The sequence below is a fragment of the Chromobacterium indicum genome (assembly GCF_039708975.1).
In the GTDB taxonomy this organism is placed as follows: Bacteria; Pseudomonadota; Gammaproteobacteria; order Burkholderiales; family Chromobacteriaceae; genus Chromobacterium; species Chromobacterium piscinae.
The window spans coordinates 157,142-179,752 of record NZ_JAYFSJ010000004.1 but is presented as its reverse complement, the minus strand read 5'-3'; the positions used below and the strand labels follow the sequence as shown (position 1 = coordinate 179,752).

The following is a 22,611-nucleotide window of genomic DNA, read 5'->3' as shown; positions in this document are numbered from 1 at the left end:
GATAACACAGTATCCCCGCCTCTTCGAGGAGTCGCCATGCGGCGTCTGCTGCTGTCCGCTTTTGCTCTGCTGCTGGCGTTCCGCGCGCCGGCTGCCGAGCAGACCGTGGATCTGGCCACTGGCGAATGGCCGCCTTACGTGTCCCAGCAGCTTCCAGCCCAGGGCGCGTTCACCGAGATCGTCAGAGAAGCCTTCCGCCGCGCCGGCTACCGGGTGCAACTGACCTTCCAGAGCTGGCCGCAGACCGAATGGCTGACCAAAACCGGCAAGGCCGCCGCGGCCTTCCCCTACCGGCCGACGCCGGAACGGGAACGGGATTTCGACTTTTCCGCCCCGCTGATGCGCGCCAACAGCTATCTGTTCTACCACAAGCCCCACCTGCCCCATCCCCCGCAACAGTTCAAATCCCTGGACGAGCTGCGCGGCTACCGCATCGCCATCCAGCTGGGCTACTGGTATATCCCGATGTTCCAGCAACATCGGCTCAACACGTTGCTGACCCCGGACGAAGTCAACGCGCTGCGGCAACTGCAGCTGGGACATATGGATCTGGTGCCGATGGTGCTGGAGCGCGGGCTATACCTGATCCACAACAGCATGCCGGAGCATGAAAAGGAATTCGGCTACATCCCGACGCCGATGGACAAGGATACGCCGCTGGGCTTGATGTTCTCGCGCAGTTACCCGCAGGCGGAGCGCATACGCGAGGACTTCGGACGCGCGCTGGCGCAGATGGAGAAGGACGGCAGCCTGAAAGCGATCTACCAGCGCCGCTTCCCCGAGGCTACGCCGCCGCGTTGACCAGCGTAGGATTCAGCACGCGGATCACGTCGTGCGGGCTGACGCCGATCAAAAAGCCGCGCTTGCCGCCGTTGATGTAGATGGTGTCCAGCTCGGCGATGCCCGCCTCCATATACACCGGCATCGGATGGCGGGTACCGAAGGGACTGGTGCCGCCCACCTGGTAGCCGCTGTGCTTGTCGGCGGTCTTGGGATCGCAGGGATGGATCTTCTTGACGCCGATCTGCTTGGCCAGCATGCCGGTGCCCACCTCGCGGTCGCCGTGCATCAGCACGATCAGCGGACGCTTGTTCTCGTCCTCCATAATCAGCGTCTTCACCACGCAGTGCTCGTCGACGCCCAGCTCGCGCGCCGACACCGTGGTGCCGCCCTTGTCCTCGTACTTGTACAGATGCTCGGTGTAATCGACCTTGTGCTCGCGCAGCACGCGGACGGCCTGGGTGACGGGGGCCTTGCTGGACATGATGTGTTCCCAATGCGAAACCCCCGACTTTAAAACCCCGGCCGCGCCTTGCCAAGCGGCGGGATCAAGCCTTGCGCGCGCGCCACCACAGCCGCAGGCCCAGCAGGCAGGCCAAAACCGCGGCGTAGATCAGCGGCTGGGTGATGTCCTTCTTCACCAGCCACCAGTAATGGACCACCGCCAGCACGGCCACCGGATACACCAGCCGGTGCAGCTTGCCCCAATTGCGCTTCAAGCGCCGCATCCAGCCCTGGGTGGAAGTCAGCGCCAGCGGCGACATCAAAACGATGGCGGCGAAGCCGACGGTGATGAACGGCCGCTTGGCGATGTCCCTCAGGATGTGATGCCAGTCGAAGAACTGGTCCAGCCAGACATAGGTGGTGAAATGCAGGCTGGCGTAGAAGAAGGCGAACAGGCCCAGCATGCGCCGGCACTTCAGCGGCCAGGCCTGGCCGGTGAGGCGGCGCAGCGGCGTCATCGACAGCGTGGCCAGCAGCCACACCAGCGTCCAGGTGCCGGTGGAGCGGGTGATGAATTCGACCGGATTCACCGCCTCGCCCATCAGCACGATCCACGCGGCGCGCGCGAGCGGCAGCAAACAGACGATGAACAGCAAGACCTTGCCGGCGGCGAGGCGGCGGTCGGCCGCGGAAGCGGGAAATTTCATGCGCAGCGTCGTCATCAAAAGTTCTTCCTCAGGTCCATCCCGCGGTACAGGCCGGCCACCTGCTCGGCGTAACCATTGAACGGCAGCGTCTTGCGCTTGAAGAATTCGCCGATGCGGCGCTCGGACGCCTGGCTCCAGCGCGGGTGGTCGACATCCGGATTCACATTGGAATAGAAGCCGTACTCATGGGCGTTGGCCAGGTTCCAGCTGGTGGCCGGCATCGTTTCCTGCAGCCGGATGCGCACGATGGACTTGATGCTCTTGAAGCCGTATTTCCACGGCACCACCAGCCGGATCGGCGCGCCGTTCTGGTTGGGCAGCACATTGCCGTACAGGCCGACGGCGAGAATGGCCAGCGGATGCATCGCCTCGTCGATGCGCAAGCCCTCGCGGTACGGCCAGTCCAGCACCGCCTGGCGCTGGCCCGGCATCTCGCTGGGCCGCTGCAGCGTCTCGAACGACACGTACTTGGCGCGCGAGGTGGGATTCATCTGCTTGATCAGGCTGGCGAGCGGAAAGCCCACCCAGGGAATGACCATGCTCCAGCCTTCGACGCAGCGCAGCCGGTAGACGCGCTCTTCCAGCGGAAACTTCAGCAGCTCCTCGATGGCAAAGCGGCGCGGCTTGGCCACCTCGCCGTCCACCAGCACGCTCCACGGCCGGGTGCGCAGCGTGTGCGCGTTCTCCGCCGGATCGGACTTGTCGGTGCCGAACTCGTAGAAATTGTTGTAGCTGGTGATGTCTTTCAGGCTGTTGAGCTTGTCGTTGCCGGCAAGCTGAGACAGCGGGCTCTTCTTGGCGGCCAGGCCGGCCAATGTCTCCGCCGACAGCAGCAGGCCGGCGGCGCCGGCCATGAATTGGCGGCGGTTGAAATACACCGATTCGCTGGTGATGTCCGACGGCAAATGGTCGGCGGGTTTCCTGATCAGCATGGCGGCTCTCCTGTCGTTTCCATTTGGTCGAACAATCCTCCGGATTCTGACAGTAGCGCATGTAAACAGTTTTGTCCGGCCCAGCCCCGCTAACACAAGCTCGCAAAATACCTGAGCCAAGGCCTGCCGGCGCTAAGGCCGCCATTCGCGGCCAAGCGCGCTGCCCTGCCCACCATTCCGCGCCAAGCGCTCGCCTATCGCCTGCAAGGCCCCCCAGCGCGGGCCGCACCAATCGGGCGCGATCAGCGTCGGCGCCTGGGCGGTGGCCGAAATCCGGTGATAGACCACCTCCGGCGGCGTATGGCGGATCAGATCGGCGGCGAGGTCGGCATAGGCGCCCAGATCCATCGGCGCGATCTCGCCGCGCCGGTATTGCGCCGCCATCCGGCTGCCGCGCACGATCATCAGCGGGTGCAGCTTCAACCCCTCAGCGCCGATGTCCAGCACCGTCCGCAGGGTCTCATGCGCATCATCGGCGCTCTCTCCGGGCAGGCCCGCGATCAGATGCGCGCACACCTTGAGGCCTCTTGCGTGGGCGCGGGCGACGGCGTCGCGGTAGTCAGCCAGCCCGTGGCCGCGGCGGATCAAGGCCTGGGTGCGATCGTGCGCGGTCTGCAAACCCAGCTCCAGCCACACTTCGGCCCCGCCATCCTGGTACGAGGCCAGCAAGTCCAGCGCGGCGTCCGGCACGCAATCGGGCCGGGTGCCGACGCACAGGCCCGCCACATCGGCCGCCGCCATCGCCTCGTCGTACAGCGCGCGCAGCGTCTCCACCTCGGCATAGGTGCTGGTATAGGCCTGGAAATAGGCGAGATAGCGCCGGGCACGGCCGGTCTTGCCCTTCTCCCGCTCGATCTGTGCGGCGATGGACAGGCTGGCGGCCTCGCGTCCGAAGCTGCGCACATTGCAGAAGGTGCAGCCGCCGCGCCCCAGCGTACCGTCGCGGTTGGGGCAGGTGAAATCGCCGGCCAGCGACAGTTTGTGCACAGTCTCGCCGAAGCGGCGTTTCAGATAATGGCCGAAGGTGTGGATATGGCGGGTGAGGTCCATCGCGCTGCCGACAAAAGGCCGCAGTCTAGCGCCGCGGCGCCAGCGGCAGGCTGCGCGCGATCAAGGACTTGTCGATTCAGATATTGTGCCAACCCAGCCAGTACAGCACGCAGAACAGGCCGGCGCTGGCCAGGAGCGCGATGGCCAGCGCGGTGATGAGCTCGTGCAGGTTGCGGCGCTGGCCGGGCTTGAGGAACCAGCGGGCGACCGCCCAGGCGAGCAGGCACAACGCGAAGAATTTGAACAGACGTCCGAACATGATGGGGACCGTGGCGGAAACCCAGCCGATTATCCCGGCGCGCCATACTCCCGCGCAAGCTTATGTTATGGATATAATCGACCGGTAGCCGCAGGAGACCGCATCCAGACCAGCCCCGGCAGAGGGCGGCGGACGCGGACAAATAGAAGAGGCCCCAATGACCGACACCAACTGTTCGGTAGGCATCGTCGCGGCCCAGGATGCCGCATTCGATGCCCCCCTGCCGCTCGCCAGCGGCGCCGCGCTGCCCGGCTATCAGCTGCGCTTCGAGACCTATGGCGAACTCAACGCCGACAAGAGCAACGCCATCCTGATCTGCCACGCGCTATCCGGCCACCACCACGTCGCCGGCCGCCACCACGCCGACGACAAGGCCGTAGGCTGGTGGGACAATATGATAGGTCCCGGCAAGCCGATAGACACCCGACGCTTTTTCGTGGTCGGCGTCAACAACCTGGGCGGCTGCCACGGCAGCACCGGCCCCTCCAGCGTCAATCCGGCCACCGGCCAGCCATGGGGCTCGGCCTTCCCGGTGGTGACGGTGCCGGACTGGGTGACGTCGCAGGCGCGGCTGGCCGACCGGCTGGGCATCGACCGCTGGGCTGCGGTGATCGGCGGCTCGCTGGGCGGCATGCAGGCGCTGCACTGGAGCATCGCCTACCCGCAGCGCGTCGCCCACGCGCTGGTGATCGCCTCCGCTCCCAAGCTGTCGGCACAGAACATCGCCTTCAACGACGTGGCGCGCCAGGCCATCCTCACCGACCCCGAATTCCACGGCGGCGATTTCTACCAGCAGAACGCCATCCCCCGCCGCGGCCTCAGGCTGGCGCGGATGCTGGGCCACATCACCTATCTGTCCGACGACGGCATGGGCGAGAAATTCGGCCGCATGCTGCGCTCGGGCGAATACCGCTTCGGCTACGACGTGGAATTCGAGATAGAGAGCTATCTGCGCTACCAGGGCGACAAGTTTTCCGACTACTTCGACGCCAACACCTATCTGCTGATGACCAAGGCGCTCGATTACTTCGATCCGGCCAAGGACTGCAACGACGACCTGGCCGCCGCGCTGAAGCCGGCGCAAGCGCAATTCCTGGTGGCCAGCTTCACCAGCGACTGGCGTTTCTCGCCGGAGCGATCACGCGAGACTGTGAAGGCGCTGATCGCCGCCGGCAAGCGCGTCAGCTACGCCGAGATCGAATCAGCGCACGGCCACGACGCCTTCCTGATGACCGACCAGCCCTATGTGGACCTGATGCGCGCCTACCTAGACCGCGTGGCCAAGGAGGCGAACGCATGAAACCACTGACCCTCCGTCCCGACCTGCGGATGATCTACGACTGGATATCGCCCAGCAGCCGGGTGCTGGACCTGGGCTGCGGCCAGGGCGAACTATTGGCGGCGCTGCAGGATGGCAAACAGGTGCAAGGCTACGGCGTGGACTTCGACGTCGCCAACGTGGTGCGCTGCGTCGCCGCCGGCGTCAACGCGGTGCAGGGCGACCTGGAAACCGGCCTGTGCGAGTTCGGCGACCAGCGTTTCGACCACGTGGTGCTGTCGCAGACCATCCAGGCGATGCGCCACACCGAGGCCATCCTCAACGAGATGCTGCGCGTCGGCCGCGAAGCCATCGTCACCTTCCCCAATTTCGGCTACTGGCAGAACCGGCTGCAGATCCTGAAGGGCCACATGCCGGTGTCCGACACCATCCCCTACCAGTGGTACGACACCCCCAACATCCACTGGTGCATGCTGGGCGACTTCGAGGAACTCTGCGCCAAGAACGGCATCCGAGTGGTTCAAAGGGTGGTCATGGACAAGGGCAAGCGGGTATCCTTGCTGCCTAACCTGCGCGGCAGCCTGGCGTTTTACCGGGTGGCCCGCGACTGATCCCGCCTCGCACAAGGAGAGACGCATGCGCCTGTTGCTGGCCATTTTCCTGCCCTGGCTGCAGTTTTTCACCATAGGCCGGCCGTTCGCCGGACTGATCTGCCTGGTCCTTCAGCTGACGCTGATCGGCTGGATTCCGGCCTCTCTATGGTCGGTGTACGCGCTCAGCCAGTACAAGACCGACCAAAAGATAGCGCAGGCGCTGCGGCGCTGAAGCCATTCCCGACGGGCCCCGCGCCCGCCCCGACCTCCGCCCGCTCGTCAGCGCGGGCGGCCCGTCCACCACCACGACAACAAGCACATGACCCTGGCCACCATCAATTGGCGGCGCGACGTGTTCTCGCGCACCATGCTCGTCTGCGTGTTCACCGGCTTCGCTTCCGGCCTGCCGCTGTACACCCTGATCAACCTGCTGCCGGCCTGGCTGCGCAGCGAAGGCGTCGACCTCAAATCCATCGGCCTGTTCGCGCTGATCGGCCTGCCCTATACCTGGAAATTCCTGTGGTCGCCGCTGCTGGACCGCTACGCGCTGCCGCTGTTGGGCCGCCGCCGCGGCTGGATGCTGGCCACCCAGCTGGCGCTGCTTGGCAGCCTCGCGCTGCTGGGCCTGTTCGATCCGCGGCAGGACATCTGGAGCATCGCCGGACTGGCGCTGGCGGTTGCTTTCTTCTCCGCCAGCCAGGACATCGTGCTGGACGCCTTCCGCCGCGAGATCCTCAGCGACGTCCAGCTGGGTCTGGGCAACACCGTGCACATCAACGCCTACCGGCTGGCCGGCCTGGTTCCGGGCTCGCTGTCGCTGATCCTGGCCGACCACCTGGACTGGGGCAGCGTGTTCATGGTCACAGCGCTGTTCATGCTGCCCGGCGCGCTGATGACGCTGATGGTGAAGGAGCCCGCTCAGGCTCCCGGCAGCCCGAAAACGCTGCGCGAAGCGGTGGTGGAGCCCTTCCACGAATTCCTCACCCGCCAGGGCTGGCAGGGCGCGCTGTGGATATTGGGCTTCATCTTCCTGTACAAGCTGGGCGACAGCATGGCCACCTCGCTGGCGACGCCGTTCTACCTCGACATGGGTTACGCCAAGTCGCAGATCGGCCTGGTGGCCAAGCACGCGGCGCTGTGGCCGGCGGTGATAGGCGGCCTGCTGGGCGGCCTGTGGATGATCAAGCTGGGCATCAACCGCGCGCTGTGGGCCTTCGGCGTGGTGCAGGTGGTATCGATTCTGGGCTTCGCCTGGCTGTCCAGCTACGGACGCTTCGGCAGCGTCGGCGCGACGGAGCTATCCATGCTGGCGGTGGTGATCGCTTTTGAGGCGCTGGGCGTCGGCCTCGGCACCGCGGCCTTCGTCGCCTTCATCGCCCGCAGCACCCACCCGGCCTACACCGCTACCCAGTTCGCGCTTTTCACCAGCCTGGCGGCGGTGCCGCGCACGCTGGCCAACGCCGCCACCGGCTACATCGTCGACTCGGTGGGCTGGACCTCGTTCTTCTTCCTGTGCACGGCGCTGGCGCTGCCCGGGATGATGCTGCTGGTCAAAGTGGCGCCGTGGGGCGACGACCCCGAACCGCAGAAAGCCTGAGCCGCTGGGCTACAGCCGGCAATTCTCGACGCCATCCTCCTGCCGGCACTGGCGGATGTTGCCGTCCTGATCCAGCTTCAGCAGCCACTCCTCCAGGCCCGATCCGGTTTTGGCCCTGGCCTCGATGATGAAGCTGGCTTGATCGATATTGTCCGAGGACGGTCCGGCGCTGCTGAAGCCGATCACGAAGGCGCCGGTTTCCAGCACCGGCAGCGGCGGCCAGGACAGCGGTCCTTCCTGGTGGTAGACGCCGCGCAGTTGGTACCAGCGCTGCATGAAGTGGCCGTTTTCCATCAGGGCCGCCCTGGCCTCTTCCATCCGCGCCCGCTGCAGGTACTGCCGATAGCTCGGCACCGCCAGCGCCAGCAGGATGGCCAGAATGGCCATGCAGCCGGCCAGCTCCATCAGGCTGAATCCCCGCCCCAGTCCCCGCTTCACTCCGCCACCTCGCGCCAGTCCAGCCGCCGCCCTTCGTCCGCATCCTGGCCCACCCGGTACCAGCTTTGCAGCGTCACCACGCTGAGCGGATGATGGCCCCAGGCGCGCACCGTGATCCGGTACAGCCTGTCCTTGGCCGCGTCGCCGAAGCGCGGGTCGACCAGTTCCACCACATAGCGCGGATTGGCCCAGCTGAGCGCGCCGCCGCGCACCCGCTGCGGGCAGCCGGTCTGCGGCAATCCCGGCTCCAGCGCGTATTCGCGGCTGTTGCCGCAGGGATGCAGCAGCGGCTGGCCGCCGACGCGGCGCCGGTGAGGCGGCGCCATCGGCTCGCACAGGCCCTTGCCTTCGGTCCCCTCGCAACTGGGCGGGAACAGCCTGCCCTCCCCATATAACTTCGCCGGATCCGCGGCATCCAGCCCCAGGCGGCGGTCCATGCGCCACACCCACTGCTCCGCCCCCGACAAGGCCTGGCGGGCCTGCATCTCGGCTCGCTGCCTGTCCTGGGCGTTGGCCGCCAGCCGGCCCGCGCCGGTCAGCTGGCGCGACGAAGTCAGCACCAGCAAGCCCAGCACAGCCAGCAGCGACATCACCAGCGGCAGCGCGCCGCCGCCCTGGCGCCGCGCGTTCACGGCGACACCCCGCAAGGCGGAACCGGCTCCAACGCCAGATCCAGGCTCAACAGACTCACCTCGTTCTCCTTGTCGTCGGGATACCATGCCAAACTCACGCGGGCGGCCTGCGGCGATAGCCCGGAAGGCCACTGCGACGCCTCCCGCCAGCTCCAGCGGGCGGACTCGCCGCAACCGTCCCGCGCCAGCAGCTGCAAGTCCAGGCTTTGCACGCCTTCCAGCAAAACCCTCTCCCCGCCATCGGCCAATCCGCCTTCGGCGTCGCGCGCCAGCAACCGATGGCCGCGCGCGGCCGCCTCCAGACGGTAGCGCCTCTCCCGCGGCAGCCACAGCTGCAACGAGGACAGGTGCACGCCCTCCGCCAGCGGCGATACCGGCAACGGCGGCGTCAGCGCCAGCTCCGGCGCGCCGGCTCCGCCTCGCCAGTGAGCGCGGCTCCCCTGCAGCGCATAGCCGCCGCCGCAGCTGCCCAGCCAGACGCTGGACCACGACCGCCAGGCCTCTGGCGGCTGCGGCGCCAAGCTCACGCCGGCCAAGTCGTCTCCGGACCGGCTGACGCGGATGATCTCCAGCTCCCGCCCCGGCAATTGCAACCGCCATTCTCCGGCGGTGAAATCGCCGGCCCGCCATGGCAGCGACCGACAACCCGAACGCCCATGGCCGGCGAGATCCCGTGCCAGTTGCCCCAGCGCCCAGCGCGCATCCTGGCTCCGTCCCAGCCTTTGCTCGGCCACGCTGACCCCGCGCTGCACCGAGGCCAGCGCGGTCAGCGACAACACCAGCACCAGCGACGTCAGCGCCGCCGCCAGCAACACGCTCAGCAGCAGGGCGCCGCCTTGCCGCTCAGGGCCGCAGCGGCCAGACACCCGCGTGCTCCCGCCAGCCGCCGTCCAGCCGGGTACGCCATGCCACCCGTATCGCCAGCTCTCCTTTGCCGTCGCAGCCCGGCTTGTCCAACGTCGGCCGCACCCGGCTGTCGCCGCGGCACACGACGCCGCGCGCCTGCTCGCTCCGGCCTGCCTGGCCCAGCTCGCGCTTGAAGCGGGCAAGATTGGCGTCGGCGAGCTGCTGCGCCGAGCAACCGACCGCGCACGCGCCGCCGGCGCGATGGTCGTCGTAGCCCTGCTCCAGATACAACGGCCACAAGCTTTCCGGACTGGCCAGGATGGCGCTGGAGAGATTGGCGGCCGCGTCGCCGATGCGGCTGCCCAGTTCGGTTTCCCGCGCATGCAGCAAGGCGCGCGCCTGAACGCCGCTGAAGGCCAGCACCGCCACCATCCAGATCAGCAATGCGACCAAGGCCTCGATCAGGCTGAATCCCCGCTCAGGCGCAGGCATCGCCCACCTCCCCCAGCCGGGCCCGGCCGTTGGCCGCTACGGTCAGCGTCAGGCATTGGCTGCGGCCGTTCAGATAGAAATGCATCGCCTTCGATGCCTGCAACCGTCCCTCGGCCGTCAGCGCCAGTTGCCTGGCGTCCGCGCGCACCGCCACCCGGTCGCCGTCGAACATCGCCAGGCGCAAGCGCTCGCCGCTGTCGTAATAGCCGTTGGCCGCGCCCTGATCCGCATACACCAGCGCGCCCTCGGGCCAGGATTGTCCGCTGCCGCCCTGCGGCGGCAGGCAGCCCTGCAGCTCGCGGTTCACTTTCAGATTGGCCGCGCACAGATACACCGGCCGGTTGAGCCGCAAGGCCTCGGCGCGCGCATGCTCCAGGCAGCCCATCAAAGCCATCGCCTGGCCGCGCAGCCGTTGCCGCTCCACCGCCTGTCCCAGCGCGGGCAGCGCCAGGCAGGCGCCGATGGCGGCGATCGCCAGCGCGGCCATCATTTCCAGCAAGCTCAGTCCAGCCTGACGCGGCTTGTCCATCGCGCGCTCCGTTCCGATATGGGAAGTCTCCAGTCTGAGAGCGCCGACGCCGACGCTCAGCGCCGCCTGTACCAAAGCCGGAGCCGCCGCGCGGCGCTCATATCCAAAAGGGCAGGTCGGCGCTGACGCAAAAACAAAACGGCGCCGAATGGCGCCGTTCCGGACGGATGCGATGGATGCGTCAGTGCGCGGCTTCCCAGCTGTCGCCGGATCCCACCTCGGCCAGCAGCGGCACCTTCAATTCAGCCGCGCCGGCCATGATTTCCGGCAGACGGCGCTTGACCAGCGCCAGCTCGGCCTGCGGCACTTCCAGCACCAGTTCGTCGTGCACCTGCATGATCAGCTTGCTCTGCAAACCGTCGCGTTCCAGCCAAGCCTGCACCGCGATCATCGCCAGCTTGATCAGATCCGCTGCCGTGCCCTGCATCGGCGCGTTGATCGCCGCGCGCTCGGCGCCGGCGCGCCGGCCCGGGTTGCTGAGCTTGATGTCCGGCAGATACAGGCGGCGGCCGAACACGGTTTCGACATAGCCCTGCTCGCGCGCCTTCTCGCGCGTGGTCTGCATATACTCGGCCACGCCCGGGTAGCGCATGAAGTAGCGATCGATGTACTGCTGGGCGGCGCTGCGCTCGATGTCCAGCTGAGCGGCCAAACCAAACGCGCTCATGCCGTAGATCAAGCCGAAGTTGATCGCCTTGGCGGCGCGGCGCTGGTCAGACGTGACCGCGCCGAGATCGACCCCGAACACCTCGGCCGCGGTGGCGCGGTGGATGTCCTCGCCGCTGGCGAATGCCTTCAGCATGCCTTCGTCGTCGGACAGGTGGGCCATGATTCGCAGCTCGATCTGCGAATAGTCGGCCGACACGATCTGCCAGCCGGCCGGCGCGATGAAGGCTTCGCGCACACGGCGGCCCTCTGCGGTGCGCACCGGAATGTTCTGTAGGTTCGGGTCGTTGCTTGCCAAGCGGCCGGTGATCGCCACCGCCTGTGCATAAGTCGTGTGCACGCGGCCGGTCTGTGGATAAATCAGCGTCGGCAACTTATCGGTATAAGTGGACTTCAGCTTGGCCAGGCCGCGGTACTCCAGGATGCACTTCGGCAGCGGGTGATCCAGCGCCAACTGTTCCAGCACCGACTCGTCGGTGGAATAACCGCCGCTCGGCGTCTTCTTGACGCCCTTGGTCGGGATAGCCAGCTTGCCGAACAGGATTTCCTGCAGCTGCTTGGGCGAGTTCAGATTGAACGGCTGGCCGGCCAGCTCGTAGGCCCGCTGCTCCAGCTCCAGCATCTGGCTGCCCAGCTGGTGGCTTTGCGCGACCAGCTTGTCGCGGTCGATCAGCACGCCGTGGCGCTCCATCTTGAACAGCACTTCGGCCACCGGCAGCTCGATGTCGCGGTAGACCTTTTCCAGATCGCCGGACAGTTCGCCGGCGAAATGCTGGTTCAGCCGCAGCGTGATGTCGGCGTCCTCGGCCGAGTAATTGGCGGCGATGTCGACGTCCACCTCGCCGAAACCGATCTGCTTGGCGCCCTTGCCGCAGATGTCCTCGTAGCTGACGGTGTTCTCGCCCAGGTGTCGGCGCGCCAGGTCGTCCATATTGTGGCGTTGATGGCTTTCCAGCACGTAGGAAGCCAGCATCGAATCATCGGCGATGCCGCGCAAGGCGATGCCGTGGTTGGCCAGCACGTGGCAGTCGTACTTCAGGTTCTGTCCGCACTTCTTCTGGCTTGCGTCCTCCAGCCACGGCTTGAGCTTGGCCAGGGTCGCGTCCAGCGGCAACTGCTCCGGCGCGCCGGCGTAGTGATGGTCCAGCGGCAGATAGGCGGCATGGCCGGCCTCCACCGAGAAACTGACGCCGACGATGCGCGCCTGCATCGGATCCAGGCTGGTGGTTTCGGTGTCGAACGACACTACCTGGGCTGCCGCCAGCTTGGCCAGCCAGGCATCCAGCTGCGCGGCGGTGAGAATGGTTTCGTAATGGCGCGCCAGCGCGCCTTCAGCCGGGGCTGCCTTGTCCGACGGCGCGGCCGCTGGTTCGGCGAACATGTCGCCCTGGGCCTGATCGCCGCGCGGCGCGGCGGGCGCGTCCTCGCCGCGCTGGGCGACAGCCGGCATCTCCGACCCCTCGGTCACCTCGCGGTAGAAGGTGCGGAAGCCCAGGTCCTGGAACAGCTCGGCCAGGCGCGGCTTGTCCTTCCGGCCATGCTGCAGGCCCGGCAGGCCATGCGGCAGATCGGTCTCCAGGTTCACCTCGCAATCGATGGTGATCAGCCGCTTGCCCATCGGCAGCCAGTCCAACGCGGCGCGCAGATTCTCGCCCACCTTGCCGCCGACGCTATCGGCCTGGGCGACGATGGCGTCCAGGCTGCCGTACTCCTCCAGCCATTTGACCGCGGTCTTCGGCCCGCATTTGTCGACGCCGGGCACGTTGTCCACCTTGTCGCCGATCAGGGTCAGGTAGTCGATGATCCGGTTCGGCGGCACGCCGAACTTCTCCTTCACCCCGGCCTCGTCCAGCAGCTCGTTGGTCATGGTGTTGACCAAGGTGACGTCCGGCGTCACCAGCTGCGCCATGTCCTTGTCGCCGGTGGAAACGATCACCTTCATGCCGGCCGCCGCCCCCAGCCGCGCCAGCGTGCCGATCACGTCGTCGGCCTCCACTCCCGGCACCACCAGCATCGGCCAGCCGGATGCTTGCACCACGTCGTGGACCGCCGTAATCTGGGAAGCAAGCTCCTCGGGCATCGACGGGCGATTGGCCTTGTATTCGGGGTACAGGTCGTCGCGGAAGGTCTTGCCCTTCGCGTCGAAGACGCAGGCGCTATAATCGAATTCAACTTCTTTCTCCAGCCGCCTGAGCATGTTCACCATGCCATAGACAGCCCCCACCGGGCGGCCATCCGGGGAACGCAAATCGGGCATCGCGTGAAAGGCGCGGTACAAGTAAGAAGAGCCGTCGATCAATAACAATGTTTTCATAAAGAGGCAGAAGTATGAGCTTGTCCGATAAGTTGCCGCAGACCAGTGACCGTCACGCCATGATGCAGCGCTTCCGTTCCCGCGAGGCCTGGCACGTGATGAAGATATTGTCGGAGTTTGTCGAGTCGGCCGAGGAACTGCAAGGCATTACCCCGGCGGTGAGCATATTCGGCAGCGCGCGCACGCCGCGCGATCACAAATACTACAAATTGACCGAGGATGTGGCCCGTCGCCTGTCCGACTCCGGTTTCTCGGTGATATCCGGCGGCGGCCCCGGCATCATGGAAGCCGCCAACAAGGGGGCATTTTACGGCAGAAGTCCATCGGTGGCGCTCAACATCGTGCTGCCGCACGAACAAAAACCCAACGATTACCAGGATCTGTCGGTCAAGTTCAACCATTTCTTCAGCCGCAAGGTGATGTTCGTCAAGCACGCCATCGCCTATGTGGTGATGCCCGGCGGCTTCGGCACGCTGGACGAGATGTTCGAGGCGCTGACGCTGATTCAGACCGGCAAGAGCCGCAAGATACCCATCATCCTGTGCTGCCATGAGTTCTGGGCCGGCTTGCTGGACTGGGTGAAAGACCGCCTGGTCAGCGAAGGCATGATCAACCCGGACGACCTCAACCTGATCCAGCTGATCGACGACCCGCAGCAGATCGTCGACACCATTTTCAAACACTACGAAACCCGCGGCTTCGACGCGCTGCCCGAAGAACGCGAACAGTTGCTCAACCTGTAGTCTGCTTGCGGTCTTTATCCGGCGGCGGCCGTTTTCCGCCAGGCGCAGGGCTAGAGAACGCCTCCCCGCAGTATCATGGGCGTCCGACCAAGCCATGCGCCGGCGGAAAATCGCCGCTGAAGGCCCGCCCAGCCATCAGGCGGTCGGACGAGACCCTGGTGTCTCCCTGCCCGGGGCGCTCCGTCTCCATCCAACCTGGAGGCGGCCGCGCCGCTTGCGAAAGCATCGTAAACAGACACTGAAAACCACATACGAAAAAGGACAAACCATGCGCCGCCTCACCGCCCTGCTTCTTCTCTTGCCATTGCTCCCCGCAGTGGCCGCCGAAGCGCCCGCCATCCCGCCCAAGGCCGTGGTGCCCCCACCGCCTGCGATCAGCCCCTCCAACGCCGCCGAGGCGGAACCGGAAGTGCGCCTGATCCAGAAGGGCGACGAGAAGATCGAGGAATACCGCCTGAACGGCCAGCTGTACATGGTCAAGGTCACGCCGGCCCACGGGGTGCCTTACTACCTGATAGACGACAATGGCTCCGGCAACATGAGGCAGATCGACCCCGCCACCCGCATCGTGATCCCGCGCTGGGTCCTGGTGCGATTCTAACGGAGGCGGCATGTCGGTTTACACCACGGTCGGCCAGGAATCGCTGCAACACTGGCTTCAAGGCTACGCGCTGGGACAATTGCAGGAGCTGCAAGGCATCGCGGCGGGCATCACCAACACCAATTACTTCGTCACCACCTCGCATGGCCGCTACGTGCTGACGCTGTTCGAAACGCTGCGGCTCGACGAACTGCCCTACTACCTGACGCTGATGAGCCATCTGGCCAGGCACGGCGTCGCCTGTCCGGCGCCTATCGCCGACCACACCGACAGTTTCGCCTCGATGCTGGCCGGCAAGCCTGCCTGCCTGGTCAGCTGCCTGTCAGGCAAAGACGTCAGCCATCCCAACCCCGACCAATGCCGCGCGGTCGGCGAGATGCTGGCCCAGATGCACAAAGCTGGCGCCACCTTCCCGCTGCAGATGGCGAATCCGCGCGGCCCGCGCTGGTGGAGCCGGACCGCCCGGCAGCTATATCCCCAGATGCCAGCCGACCAAGCCGCGCTGCTGAGCGAGGAAATCCAGTTCCAGGATGGCCATCGCTTCGACCACCTGCCCAGCGGCGTGATCCACGCCGACCTGTTCCGCGACAACGTTTTGTTGGATGGAAACCACATCAGCGGCTTCATCGACTTTTATTACGCCTGCAACGACATCCTGCTGTACGACGTGGCCATCGCCGTCAATGACTGGGCCAGGCGCGACGATGGCGAACTGGACGACGAGTTGGCGCTAGCCTTCCTGGAAGGTTATCAGTCCGAACGGACGCTGGAAGCCGCCGAACGCGACTGCTGGCCTGTAATGCTAAGGGCCGCCGCGCTTCGCTTCTGGGTATCGCGGCTGCAAGACCAGTACCAGCCGGCAAGCGGGGAACTCACCTACACCAAGGATCCGGCCGTATTCCAACGCTTGCTGCTGGCTCACCGCCAGAGGCAGGATTTCTGGCTGGCGTGACACTGTCCAAACGCAGTATTGCGCGAAGCCGGCATGGGATTCACGATAACGTCATCAGATCTGCCTTGAAAAATGTGAAGATTCACATATCATCAAAAGCGAGTAGTAGCCTGATAACTGAATTTCTGTGGGTCAACTTTTGAGCAAAGGGTTCACCATGCTGCTGAAAAAAATCGTCATCCTCGCCCTCGCCTCCATGCTGGCCACCTCGGCCTTCGCAGCTGAAGAAGCGGCAGCCACTTCCGCTGCCGGCTCGTCAGCCGCAGGCACGACCAGCGCCGCCGCCGCAGGAGCTGCAGGCACCACCGCCGGCATCGCCGGCCTGAGCATCGGCACCATCGCCGCCATCGGCGCAGCCGTCGCCGCCGCTGTTGCCGTCTCCAGCAACAGCAACTCTTCGTCGAGCCACTCGGCGGCTACCCACCACTAAGCAGCCAAGCGGTATCGGCAAGCCAAGCGGCCCGACTTTAAAAAGTTGGATCGCTTGGCTTAGTTTGGCTTTCGCGTTAAAGCCCCTTTCCATCACGGCTTGTCTTGCAAAAAATTAATGACTTTGTCATTTAATTCAATAAAACTATCCGTACCCATAAAACAGCAAAAACCTTGTATCTAGCTTCACTTGACATTAGGGGCCGCCTTTGGGCGCGCATATTAAGTAGCACCAGCTACATCCAAGCTTGGACCGCGGTACATGCATAATAAATCCAGGTCTTATCTGGTCACCGGGGCTTTATGGGGGGGACTGCCGTTTTTCCTCGCCTGCAACGCGTTTGCCCAGCCATCTCTGACAGGGCAAATCGGTTATATCAACATGCCGTCGGCTCGCGTCGGCGAAGACGGCACCTTCAGCCTAGGCTATGGCTACGACAAGCCATACGGCATTCTCTGGACCTCGACTACCGTACTGCCATGGCTTGAGGTATCTGGACGCTACACATCGATCTCCGGCGTGCCCGGCTTTAACGATCAGCAATACGGAGGCAGCTATGGCCGTTACAAGGACAAAGCCATAGATTTGAAGCTCAAACTATGGGATGAGTCCGCATGGATGCCAGCAATAGCCTTCGGTGCCACGGACATCCAGGGCAACCGGCTCTGGAAAGCCAAGTATTTGGTCGCCAGCAAGTATCTGTGGCCCAACCTTGAAGTTTCGCTGGGCTACGGCCAGCAACGCATTAATGGCTTTTTCGGTGGTATGCGCTTAACGCCCAGTTTCCTGCCAAATTGGTCGCTGGTCGCGGAATACGATGCCAACGACTACCGTTCTGACCCCTTCTCCTACCACACATTCGCAGAAAAACGGAACAAAGGGCCCGCCGTCGGATTGGAATATCAATGGGGCTGGCTGGGCTTGCAGGTCGCGCGCCAGAAAACACATTCCAGCATCAATGCCAGGATCGATATTCCGCTCAATCTGAAAGAATTCGTTCCCAAGATACAAGAATCGGCCTATTACACCGGTGCCCCAGACCTACCGTCCCGACCACCCCTCGCTGAATGGCAAAGCGATCCCGACCGAGCCAAGACGCTGTCCACCGCGCTCGGCAAACAGGATTTCAAGAACATCCGCATCGCGATGCAGCGCGATAGTCTGGTCATGGAGCTTGGGAACAGCCGCATCTCCAACGTCGGCAGGGCGGTCGGCCGCGCGGTACGCACCGCGCTGTATTTCGCTCCGCTGGAAACGCGGGAAATCAGGGTAGTCTACACCGAGCTCGAGCAGCCGATCGCCACCTACAGCTTCTACGACCTGCCGACGCTGAACGACTACCTGTTGGGCAAGGTAGGGCGAGATCGCTTCCTGCAAACGGTCAGCATCAAATCCGGACGAGACGAGGAGCTTAGGCCACTGGATAGCAGGACGCTGGCGCTGACGCTGCGTGAGGGCATAGACGTCAACCTGCTGACCAATCAGGAAGGCGATCTGATACAGGTCACCAGCGACGACACGGAAGACAATCGCTTCCATCTCGCACCCAAGATGGGGGTCTATTTCAACGACCCCAGCGGCGCATTCCATTACGACATCATGGCAGAGGCCACCTACAAGCGCCGCCTAGCCAAGGGTTTGTATCTGGACAGCGCTCTGAGCGCCGATCTTTATAACACCATTACCGCGGTGAAGCAGCCTTCCAACAGTCTGCTGCCCCACGTCCGGTCCGACATTGCCGATTACAAGCGCATCAAAACTCCCAAGCTCAACCGTCTGCTGCTGAACCAATACATAACGCTTTCGCCTAGCACCTATGCGCGGCTGTCGACCGGCTTGTACGAGGAGATGTTCCGCGGTGCCGGCGGTCAGCTCCTTTACTACCCGGGCTTTAACAAAAATTGGGCAATGGATCTATCGGTTGATGGACTACAACAACGCGATGTGAACGGCTGGTTCGGCAAGCGCGACTACCAAACCGTTACGGCGCTAGCATCGCTGCATTACAAATTGCCGATGGGCGTTACAGCCACCATGCGCGCCGGTCGCTTCCTCGCCAAGGACGACGGCGTGCGCTTGGAACTCAAACGCCGTTTCCGCTCTGGCATTGAGGCCGGATTCTGGTACACAAAAACCAACGGCAATGACATCACCAACCCCGGTTCCCCAAGCAACCCATACAACGACAAAGGCATATTTCTATCAATCCCTCTCAATAGCTTGCTGACCTTCGATGCCCGAACCGTAGGAGATTTTTCGCTATCGCCATGGACCCGCGACGTAGGGCAAATGGTGATGTCGCCGGGCGATCTCTATGAAATGCTGAGCGATCCCAAACGCGACATCGATAGCTACGATGGTCTTGGCAATTTCGCCGAGAGGCCGGACGAGCAAAACCTGCCGCAAGTCACGCCGCCTCAACCCAGCTACCATCCCTGGCCCATGATCCGCCTGCGCCTGGAGGACAGCGGTAATCGCTGGCTGGAGTTGGATGACAAGAGCGCAGCGCTGGCCGCCGCTGCCGTCGCCACGTTCGCCGCAGCAGGCCTGGATCGTCCAGTAGATCGGTTTTTCAGCAAACGTCAGGACAACCGCCTGATCCGGAACTGGGGCAAGCTGGGCAAGGATCTTCCCATCGCCGCGGTCGCGCTGTCCGGCGCCGCGTTCGCTCTGGGCGACGACAGGCTGAGCAATACCGGGCTGATCGCGCTGGAGTCGAGCGTCGCCGCCGTCGCCGGCAGCTCGGTTCTGAAACTAGCCGTCAATCGCGCTCGTCCTGGCAGCGGCGGCGACAGCACATGGCGCACCCAGGAGCCGGGAGAATCGCGGCTGCAAAGCAGCTTCACCTCCAACCACTCCGCCGTGCTGTTCGCCTCCGTCACGCCGTTCGCCAAGGAATACGATCAACCCTGGCTGTATGGCGTGGCCGCGCTGGGCGCTGCGGGGCGCGCGGCCAGCCGCGACCACTGGCTGTCCGATGTCACGGCAGGCGGCCTGCTTGGCTACGCGATGGGTAATTGGCTGTGGCAAGCCCAACGCAACGACAGCCGATACCGCAGCAGCCTGATCGCCACGCCCAAACAGCTGGGCATGCAAATAGAAGTCCCTCTCCGATAAGTCTGAACAATAGGAACCCCGACCATGACTGCGCGTATCCTGAAATCGAGTGGAAAATCCCTTCTGGCGCTCTGCCTGCTGAGCAGTAGCATCCATCTGCATGCGGCGGGATCTGGAACCGTCAATTATCCGAACCCCAGCATGCCCAGCTACGAGACCGACAACCTCAACGGCCTGCCATCGATAAACAGCATGCCCTCGTCCGTCCAAACGCAGGACAAAAAAACCGGCGACAATCGGTCGCCATACATGTCGGGCTATCCCTTGACCGGATATCCGCAACAACCAGGCTACCTGTTGGATGACAACGGTTATGCGACCAATTCGCTTGACGGCAAACCCAAGCTCCCCCCCTTCACCGACTACGTGCGAAAAGCCACGGAACAGACGCTGCCGCTATTCGGCAGCCGCTTGTTCCGCAACCCCGGCAACGCCTTCGAGGCAGCGGACGGCGTGCAGGTCAATCCAGACTATGTGATCGGCAGCGGCGACCAATTGCAGGTCAAGGGCTGGGGCATGGTGGATATCGACCTGACATTGACGGTCGATCGCAACGGCGCGATTTACCTTCCGCGGGTAGGCAGCATCGCCGTGGCGGGCGTTCGCTACCGGGATCTTCAGGCGACGCTTAAGAAGAGCGTCAGCCGCGTCTTCAACAATTTCGACCTCAGCGTCAGCCTGCTGCAAAGCCGGGCGGTCCAGATCTATGTCGTCGGCCATGCGCGCCAGCCCGGCAGCTATACGCTGAATGCGATGAGCACCCTGTTCAATGCCGTGCTGAAGGCAGGGGGACCGGACGACAGCGGCAGCCTGCGCAACGTGACCCTGATGCGGGATGGCCGCGCCGTTTCCAAGGTCGACCTGTACAGCATTCTGGTGAACGGCGATAAATCCGCCGATCAGAGCTTGCGCGACGGCGACGTGGTCCAGATTCCCGCAGCCGGCCCGCGCGTCGCCCTGCTGGGCGACGTCAAGACGCCGGCCATTTACGAATTCCGCCCCGGCGAAACCGCCAGCGACCTGCTGCACTGGGCCGGCGGCCTGGAGTCAGCCGCCGAAGGCAAGGAACTGCTGCTGGAAAAAAACGTGGACAACCGCTTCGTCAACCTCGTTCGCAACCAGAACTCCACCCAAGGTCTGAGCGCCGTCGCGCTGAACGCGGGTGACATCTTCCGCCTGCATGTCCCGGGCGCGCAGGCAGTCGGAGTGCTGCGGGGGGATGAGTTCGTCACCGTAGGCGGCGAGGTCAAGCAGACCGGTACCTTCCAGATCCGCCGCGGAGAAACACTGCGCCAGTTGATCATGCGCTTGGGCGGCGTGGATGAAAACGGCTATATCTTCGCAACCACCATGAAGCGAGAAAGCATACGCCAGATGCAGCAGCAAAAACTGGATGAAGTCGCCACCCGATTTGAAAAAGAATTGGAGCAAAACGCATCCTTGAAACTAGCTAAACTCACCGACAAAGACACCATCGCCGCCGTCAATGCAGAAGTCGAAGGCCAGCGTCAGATCGCGAAAAAAATGCGCGCGATCAAGTCGGAAGGTCGTGTGGTGCTGGAGTTGAAAGACGCGGACGCACAAGCAAAGGACCTGCCCGATCTGGAACTGCAGGATGGCGACCAAGTCGAAATTCCCCGCCGCCCGGGCACCGTCTACGTACTGGGCGCCGTCTACCAAAACAATGCCTTCATCTACCGTCCACAACGTTCGGTTGGCGATTACCTTTCGCTCGCAGGAGGCGTAACGAATTCTGGCGACAAATCGTCCATCTATGTATTGCGCGCCGATGGCACCGTCGCCAGCAGCGACAGCGGCGGCTGGTTCTCCGGTGTCAGCGGCAAGCGGGTCAATCCGGGCGACACCATCGTGGTTCCGGAAGAGCTCAATAGCGGCAGTTGGACCCAGTCCCTGAAGGAATGGACCAGCATTCTGTACCAGTTCGGCCTCGGCGCTGCCGGCCTGAAGGTATTGAAATAAGTTCCAATCTCCAGCATGAGGGAATGAAAATGACGAGCCCGACAAATACCTCCCAGACCAGTGATGAAATCGACTTGCTGGCACTGCTGTCAACGTTGCAGAAGTACAAGCGCTGGATCGCCATCAGCACCGTGCTGTTCGGCAGCGCCGCATTAGCTTACGGCCTGCTGGCCAAGCCCATCTTCACCGCCAGCAGCTCCATCATGCCTCCCCAGCAGCAGAGCAGCGGCATGGGCGCGCTGCTGGGACAACTGGGGGGGCTGGCCGGCATGGCGGGAGGGATCAGCGGCTTGAAAAATCCCAATGATCTCTATATCGGCATGCTGCAAAGCCGCACCATCGCCGACCGCCTGATCAAGCGCCTGCAGTTGAAGGAGCGTTATCAGCAAAAGACGCTGGACGGCGCCCGCCAAGCCCTGAAAAGCCGAACAGTCATCATCAATGGCAAAGATGGACTGATCAACATCAATGTCGACGACCCCGATCCGCGATTCGCGGCCCAGCTCGCCAACGCCTACATCGACGAACTGAAACAGTTGAATCAGATTCTGGCCATGACGGATGCCGCCAAACGGCGCCTATTCTTCGAGCAACAGCTGAAACAAGCCAAAGAGCAACTGACCAGCGCGGAAACCGCCCTGCGCCAAACCCAGGAAAAAACCGGCCTGATCCAACCGGAAGGCCAGCTGCCCGCCATTGTCGGCTCAGTGACTCAGTTGCGCGCCAGCATCGCCGCCAAGGAGGTTCAACTGGAGGCGATGCGCAGCTACGCCACACAGCAGAATCCGCTATACATCCGCACGGAGCAGGAGTTGAGCGGGTTGCGCGAACAACTGACAAAACTGGAAACGGGAAAAGAGGGGCGCGGCGACCTGATGGTCCCCACCGGGAAAGTGGCGCAAAGCGGCCTGGAATACCTGCGCCGCCTGAGAGAAGTCAAATATCAGGAAACCATTTTCGAGCTATTGGCCAAGCAATACGAACTGGCCAAGATAGACGAAGCCAAGGATTCGTCGTTGATCCAGGTGCTGGACAGCGCGGTGCCCCCGGAACTGAAAAGCAAGCCCAGCCGCAGCCTGATCCTGGCCACCGGATTGCTGCTGGGCTTTCTGTTTGGCGCCGTGGGCTCCTTGCTGCACGCCAAGTTCGTCGGGGACAGGCAAACCGTCAAACGGCCCGAGCCGGCTCCCGCTCTAGCGCTGCGCAACGAGCATTGAAAAACCCGGCCGA

Annotated in this window: 23 protein-coding genes; 12 read left to right on the top strand and 11 right to left on the bottom strand. The window is 63.9% G+C overall.

The window, feature by feature from the left end:
* Positions 1-36: 36 nt before the first annotated feature.
* Entirely contained in the window at positions 37-801 is a 765-nt protein-coding gene (locus tag VA599_RS07290) for a substrate-binding periplasmic protein (RefSeq protein ID WP_346788098.1), read from the top strand.
* On the opposite strand, the gene ybaK is transcribed toward VA599_RS07290, so the two are convergent.
* The 5 genes from ybaK to VA599_RS07265 form a co-directional block, all read right to left on the bottom strand.
* Positions 785-1,264, bottom strand: a complete 480-nt coding sequence (gene ybaK, locus VA599_RS07285; protein ID WP_346788097.1) for a Cys-tRNA(Pro) deacylase — start codon at positions 1,262-1,264, stop codon at positions 785-787. The two genes, VA599_RS07290 and ybaK, sit on opposite strands and share 17 nt — an antisense overlap.
* A 64-nt stretch (positions 1,265-1,328) precedes the next feature.
* On the bottom strand, positions 1,329-1,946 hold the full coding sequence (locus VA599_RS07280; protein ID WP_346788096.1) for a protein-methionine-sulfoxide reductase heme-binding subunit MsrQ: 618 nt from the start codon (positions 1,944-1,946) through the stop codon (positions 1,329-1,331).
* Positions 1,946-2,863 (bottom strand): protein-methionine-sulfoxide reductase catalytic subunit MsrP, encoded by a 918-nt coding sequence (msrP, locus tag VA599_RS07275; protein WP_346788095.1) that lies wholly within the window; start codon positions 2,861-2,863, stop codon positions 1,946-1,948. Before msrP ends, VA599_RS07280 begins: the two co-directional genes overlap by 1 nt.
* Before the next feature lie 132 nt (positions 2,864-2,995).
* Positions 2,996-3,913 carry a tRNA modification radical SAM protein MnmL/YtqA gene (mnmL, locus tag VA599_RS07270; RefSeq protein WP_346788094.1) on the bottom strand — a complete coding sequence of 306 codons (918 nt, stop codon included), beginning with the start codon at positions 3,911-3,913 and terminating at the stop codon, positions 2,996-2,998.
* A 76-nt stretch (positions 3,914-3,989) separates the two neighbouring features.
* Complete coding sequence (locus VA599_RS07265; protein WP_346788093.1) at positions 3,990-4,172, bottom strand: protein MIGRI; 183 nt, start codon at positions 4,170-4,172, stop codon at positions 3,990-3,992.
* Between the two features lie 157 nt (positions 4,173-4,329).
* Here VA599_RS07265 and metX point away from each other — a divergent pair, with 157 nt between their 5' ends.
* From metX to VA599_RS07245, 4 genes are all read left to right on the top strand, one after another.
* Positions 4,330-5,472, top strand: a complete 1,143-nt coding sequence (metX, locus tag VA599_RS07260; protein ID WP_104945428.1) for a homoserine O-succinyltransferase MetX — start codon at positions 4,330-4,332, stop codon at positions 5,470-5,472.
* Positions 5,469-6,062, top strand: a complete 594-nt coding sequence (gene metW, locus VA599_RS07255) for a methionine biosynthesis protein MetW (RefSeq protein WP_021476868.1) — start codon at positions 5,469-5,471, stop codon at positions 6,060-6,062. Before metX ends, metW begins: the two co-directional genes overlap by 4 nt.
* 25 nt (positions 6,063-6,087) lie before the next feature.
* Positions 6,088-6,276 carry a YqaE/Pmp3 family membrane protein gene (locus tag VA599_RS07250; protein WP_346788092.1) on the top strand — a complete coding sequence of 63 codons (189 nt, stop codon included), beginning with the start codon at positions 6,088-6,090 and terminating at the stop codon, positions 6,274-6,276.
* A gap of 87 nt (positions 6,277-6,363) precedes the next feature.
* Entirely contained in the window at positions 6,364-7,641 is a 1,278-nt protein-coding gene (locus tag VA599_RS07245; RefSeq protein WP_021476870.1) for an AmpG family muropeptide MFS transporter, read from the top strand.
* Between the two features lie 9 nt (positions 7,642-7,650).
* Here the strand turns inward: VA599_RS07245 and VA599_RS07240 are convergent, their stop codons facing one another.
* From VA599_RS07240 to polA, 6 genes are all read right to left on the bottom strand, one after another.
* Complete coding sequence (locus tag VA599_RS07240) at positions 7,651-8,079, bottom strand: type IV pilin protein (protein WP_152526907.1); 429 nt, start codon at positions 8,077-8,079, stop codon at positions 7,651-7,653.
* Positions 8,076-8,711: a pilus assembly PilX family protein gene (locus tag VA599_RS07235; RefSeq protein WP_158677404.1), complete on the bottom strand. Its 636-nt coding sequence runs from the start codon at positions 8,709-8,711 to the stop codon at positions 8,076-8,078. Before VA599_RS07235 ends, VA599_RS07240 begins: the two co-directional genes overlap by 4 nt.
* Positions 8,708-9,577: a hypothetical protein gene (locus tag VA599_RS07230; protein WP_346788091.1), complete on the bottom strand. Its 870-nt coding sequence runs from the start codon at positions 9,575-9,577 to the stop codon at positions 8,708-8,710. The genes VA599_RS07235 and VA599_RS07230 overlap by 4 nt, the downstream gene beginning before the upstream one ends.
* Complete coding sequence (locus VA599_RS07225; protein WP_021476874.1) at positions 9,555-10,049, bottom strand: prepilin-type N-terminal cleavage/methylation domain-containing protein; 495 nt, start codon at positions 10,047-10,049, stop codon at positions 9,555-9,557. The genes VA599_RS07230 and VA599_RS07225 overlap by 23 nt, the downstream gene beginning before the upstream one ends.
* A complete protein-coding gene (locus VA599_RS07220; RefSeq protein ID WP_104945431.1) occupies positions 10,036-10,578 on the bottom strand; it encodes a GspH/FimT family pseudopilin in 543 nt (180 codons plus the stop codon). Before VA599_RS07220 ends, VA599_RS07225 begins: the two co-directional genes overlap by 14 nt.
* A 181-nt stretch (positions 10,579-10,759) precedes the next feature.
* Positions 10,760-13,558, bottom strand: coding sequence for a DNA polymerase I (polA, locus tag VA599_RS07215; protein WP_346788090.1), 2,799 nt, complete (start codon positions 13,556-13,558; stop codon positions 10,760-10,762).
* A 14-nt stretch (positions 13,559-13,572) separates the two neighbouring features.
* Between polA and VA599_RS07210 the strand changes: the two genes are divergently transcribed.
* The 7 genes from VA599_RS07210 (at position 13,573) to VA599_RS07180 (ending at position 22,598) form a co-directional block, all read left to right on the top strand.
* Positions 13,573-14,301, top strand: coding sequence for an LOG family protein (locus tag VA599_RS07210; RefSeq protein ID WP_346788089.1), 729 nt, complete (start codon positions 13,573-13,575; stop codon positions 14,299-14,301).
* A 268-nt stretch (positions 14,302-14,569) separates the two neighbouring features.
* A complete protein-coding gene (locus VA599_RS07205; RefSeq protein WP_104945433.1) occupies positions 14,570-14,902 on the top strand; it encodes a DUF2782 domain-containing protein in 333 nt (110 codons plus the stop codon).
* Between the two features lie 10 nt (positions 14,903-14,912).
* Positions 14,913-15,854, top strand: a complete 942-nt coding sequence (locus VA599_RS07200) for a homoserine kinase (RefSeq protein WP_104945434.1) — start codon at positions 14,913-14,915, stop codon at positions 15,852-15,854.
* Positions 15,855-15,993: 139 nt separating this feature from the next.
* On the top strand, positions 15,994-16,284 hold the full coding sequence (locus VA599_RS07195; RefSeq protein WP_346788088.1) for a hypothetical protein: 291 nt from the start codon (positions 15,994-15,996) through the stop codon (positions 16,282-16,284).
* A 261-nt stretch (positions 16,285-16,545) separates the two neighbouring features.
* Positions 16,546-19,401, top strand: coding sequence for a YjbH domain-containing protein (locus VA599_RS07190; protein ID WP_346788087.1), 2,856 nt, complete (start codon positions 16,546-16,548; stop codon positions 19,399-19,401).
* 24 nt (positions 19,402-19,425) lie between these two features.
* Complete coding sequence (locus VA599_RS07185) at positions 19,426-21,381, top strand: SLBB domain-containing protein (RefSeq protein WP_346788086.1); 1,956 nt, start codon at positions 19,426-19,428, stop codon at positions 21,379-21,381.
* Positions 21,382-21,410: 29 nt separating this feature from the next.
* Entirely contained in the window at positions 21,411-22,598 is a 1,188-nt protein-coding gene (locus VA599_RS07180; protein ID WP_346788085.1) for a GumC family protein, read from the top strand.
* The last annotated feature ends 13 nt before the right edge of the window (positions 22,599-22,611 follow it).

Bases quoted from the DNA above. Each gene is read 5' to 3' on its own strand.
- VA599_RS07250 (WP_346788092.1), top strand. From the start codon at position 6,088: ATGCGCCTGTTGCTGGCCATTTTCCTGCCCTGGCTGCAGTTTTTCACC.
- VA599_RS07185 (WP_346788086.1), top strand. From the start codon at position 19,426: ATGACTGCGCGTATCCTGAAATCGAGTGGAAAATCCCTTCTGGCGCTC.
- VA599_RS07220 (WP_104945431.1), bottom strand. From the start codon at position 10,578: ATGGACAAGCCGCGTCAGGCTGGACTGAGCTTGCTGGAAATGATGGCC.
- mnmL (WP_346788094.1), bottom strand. From the start codon at position 3,913: ATGGACCTCACCCGCCATATCCACACCTTCGGCCATTATCTGAAACGC.
- VA599_RS07280 (WP_346788096.1), bottom strand. From the start codon at position 1,946: ATGACGACGCTGCGCATGAAATTTCCCGCTTCCGCGGCCGACCGCCGC.
- VA599_RS07205 (WP_104945433.1), top strand. From the start codon at position 14,570: ATGCGCCGCCTCACCGCCCTGCTTCTTCTCTTGCCATTGCTCCCCGCA.
- VA599_RS07190 (WP_346788087.1), top strand. From the start codon at position 16,546: ATGCATAATAAATCCAGGTCTTATCTGGTCACCGGGGCTTTATGGGGG.
- msrP (WP_346788095.1), bottom strand. From the start codon at position 2,863: ATGCTGATCAGGAAACCCGCCGACCATTTGCCGTCGGACATCACCAGC.
- VA599_RS07265 (WP_346788093.1), bottom strand. From the start codon at position 4,172: ATGTTCGGACGTCTGTTCAAATTCTTCGCGTTGTGCCTGCTCGCCTGG.
- VA599_RS07245 (WP_021476870.1), top strand. From the start codon at position 6,364: ATGACCCTGGCCACCATCAATTGGCGGCGCGACGTGTTCTCGCGCACC.
- VA599_RS07200 (WP_104945434.1), top strand. From the start codon at position 14,913: ATGTCGGTTTACACCACGGTCGGCCAGGAATCGCTGCAACACTGGCTT.
- VA599_RS07180 (WP_346788085.1), top strand. From the start codon at position 21,411: ATGACGAGCCCGACAAATACCTCCCAGACCAGTGATGAAATCGACTTG.
- metX (WP_104945428.1), top strand. From the start codon at position 4,330: ATGACCGACACCAACTGTTCGGTAGGCATCGTCGCGGCCCAGGATGCC.
- ybaK (WP_346788097.1), bottom strand. From the start codon at position 1,264: ATGTCCAGCAAGGCCCCCGTCACCCAGGCCGTCCGCGTGCTGCGCGAG.
- VA599_RS07225 (WP_021476874.1), bottom strand. From the start codon at position 10,049: ATGCCTGCGCCTGAGCGGGGATTCAGCCTGATCGAGGCCTTGGTCGCA.
- VA599_RS07290 (WP_346788098.1), top strand. From the start codon at position 37: ATGCGGCGTCTGCTGCTGTCCGCTTTTGCTCTGCTGCTGGCGTTCCGC.
- metW (WP_021476868.1), top strand. From the start codon at position 5,469: ATGAAACCACTGACCCTCCGTCCCGACCTGCGGATGATCTACGACTGG.
- VA599_RS07210 (WP_346788089.1), top strand. From the start codon at position 13,573: ATGAGCTTGTCCGATAAGTTGCCGCAGACCAGTGACCGTCACGCCATG.
- polA (WP_346788090.1), bottom strand. From the start codon at position 13,558: ATGAAAACATTGTTATTGATCGACGGCTCTTCTTACTTGTACCGCGCC.